Source organism: Mesorhizobium sp. M7A.F.Ca.CA.002.04.1.1, assembly GCF_004022805.1.
GTDB classification, from domain to species: Bacteria; Pseudomonadota; Alphaproteobacteria; order Rhizobiales; family Rhizobiaceae; genus Mesorhizobium; species Mesorhizobium ciceri.
On the sequence record NZ_RZPL01001001.1, the window covers coordinates 1 to 1,547 of the forward strand.

Sequence of the window (1,547 nt, forward strand, 5' to 3'; positions counted from 1 at the left end):
GCGTGAAGGCTGCGTTGATGACCGGCACCTGATCGGGGTGGATCGCCATCTTGCCGGTGAAGCCATCGCGTTCGGCCTCGGCGCACTCCGCGGCGAAGGCCGCCATGTCGCGAAAATTTGGGAAGACGGTGTCGATCGCCGCGACCTCCGCCGCACCGGCGGCGAGTATGGTCATGGTGCGAGCATGACGGAACACGTCCGTGTAGCGGCCATGCTCGTCGCGGGCGCTGCGCGCGCCGAGCGCCGCCGACAGGTCTTCCGCGCCCCAGGTGAGCCCGGCAAGCCGCGCGCTGGTCCCGGCATAGGTTGCCGCCGCCAGCACGCCTGCCGGCGTTTCGGTGATGATCGGCAGGATCTTGATCGCGCCGTCGGCCAGGCCTTTTTCGGCCTCGCGCACCCTGAGTTTTGCCGACAGGTGCTGCACATCCTGGCCGCCGTTCGACTTGGGCAGCATGATGCCGTCGGGTTTCGCCGGAACCAGCGCCGCCAGATCGTCATCCGTCAGCCCGGTCGCGAGGTCATTGACCCTGACATAGATGGCGGAAGTCGTTTGTGCCCTGCGTTCCAGGATGAAGCGCGCCGCTACGACGCGCGCCAGCGCCTTGTTGTGCGGCGCCACGGAATCCTCGAGGTCGACGATGACCACGTCGGCGCCGGCACCAAAACCCTTTTCCAGCTTCCTCTCGGAATCACCGGGGACGAACAGCAGCGAGCGCATGATCAGGCCGGCTTCTTCAGCATCATGGCTTGCCTGGTGCATTTGGCGACGAGATCGCCATGCTGGTTGTAGGCGCGATGCTCGAATTCGACGATGCCGCGATCGGGCTTCGACCTGGACTCGCGCACCGAGATGACTGTCGTTTCGACGCGAACGGTATCGCCATGGAAGACCGGATGCGGAAACACGGTTTCCTTCATGCCGAGATTGGCCACCGTGGTGCCGACGGTGATGTCATTGACCGAAATGCCGATCATCAGCCCGAGCGTGAACAGCGAATTGACCAGCGGCTTGCCCCATTCGCTCTTGGTGGCGAAATCGAAGTCGATGTGCAGCGGCTGCGGGTTCAGCGTCATCACCGAAAACAGCATGTTGTCGCTTTCGGTAACGGTCTTGCGCAGCGTGTGCTGGAAGACATGGCCGACGACGAACTCTTCGAGATAAAGTCCGGCCATTTCTCTCTCCTCAGGTGCTTGACGGTTGATAGGCGCTGCAAATCAGCCTCGCAAGCCAGTTAATGAACATGGTGAACGGTTCGTAAACCAATTCTGCCTACGGTCGTCAGTGGGGTCGGAACCTTCCGGCAAGGGGCGTAAGCAGGCGGGCATGGTTGTTGTTTCGCATTTCCTGAAATGGATCTACACGGCCAAGGTGTCGGAGCGCGCCGCGGCGGCGAGCGCTCTGGCCCGAGCCTACATCAATTCCGAATTGCCCTTCGAGGACCGCTGCGCCGCAGAGGCGGCGCTGACACTGTTGCTCGACGATGCCTCGTCAAAGGTGCGGCTGGCGATGGCCGAGGCGCTGTCGATGAGCCAACACGCGCCAATGC

At 62.8% G+C, this 1,547-nt stretch carries 2 protein-coding genes and 1 pseudogene; 1 reads left to right on the forward strand and 2 read right to left on the reverse strand.

Translation table 11 applies throughout. The features are described from left to right. Positions 1-718: CoA ester lyase (locus ENZ75_RS31440; protein WP_164888161.1), on the reverse strand; the 718-nt coding region annotated here is incomplete at its 3' end. A gap of 2 nt (positions 719-720) precedes the next feature. After that, entirely contained in the window at positions 721-1,173 is a 453-nt protein-coding gene (locus ENZ75_RS31445; RefSeq protein WP_063167880.1) for a MaoC family dehydratase, read from the reverse strand. A gap of 151 nt (positions 1,174-1,324) precedes the next feature. Here ENZ75_RS31445 and ENZ75_RS31450 point away from each other — a divergent pair. Beyond that, positions 1,325-1,547, forward strand: a pseudogene (locus ENZ75_RS31450) (hypothetical protein); the annotation flags it as partial.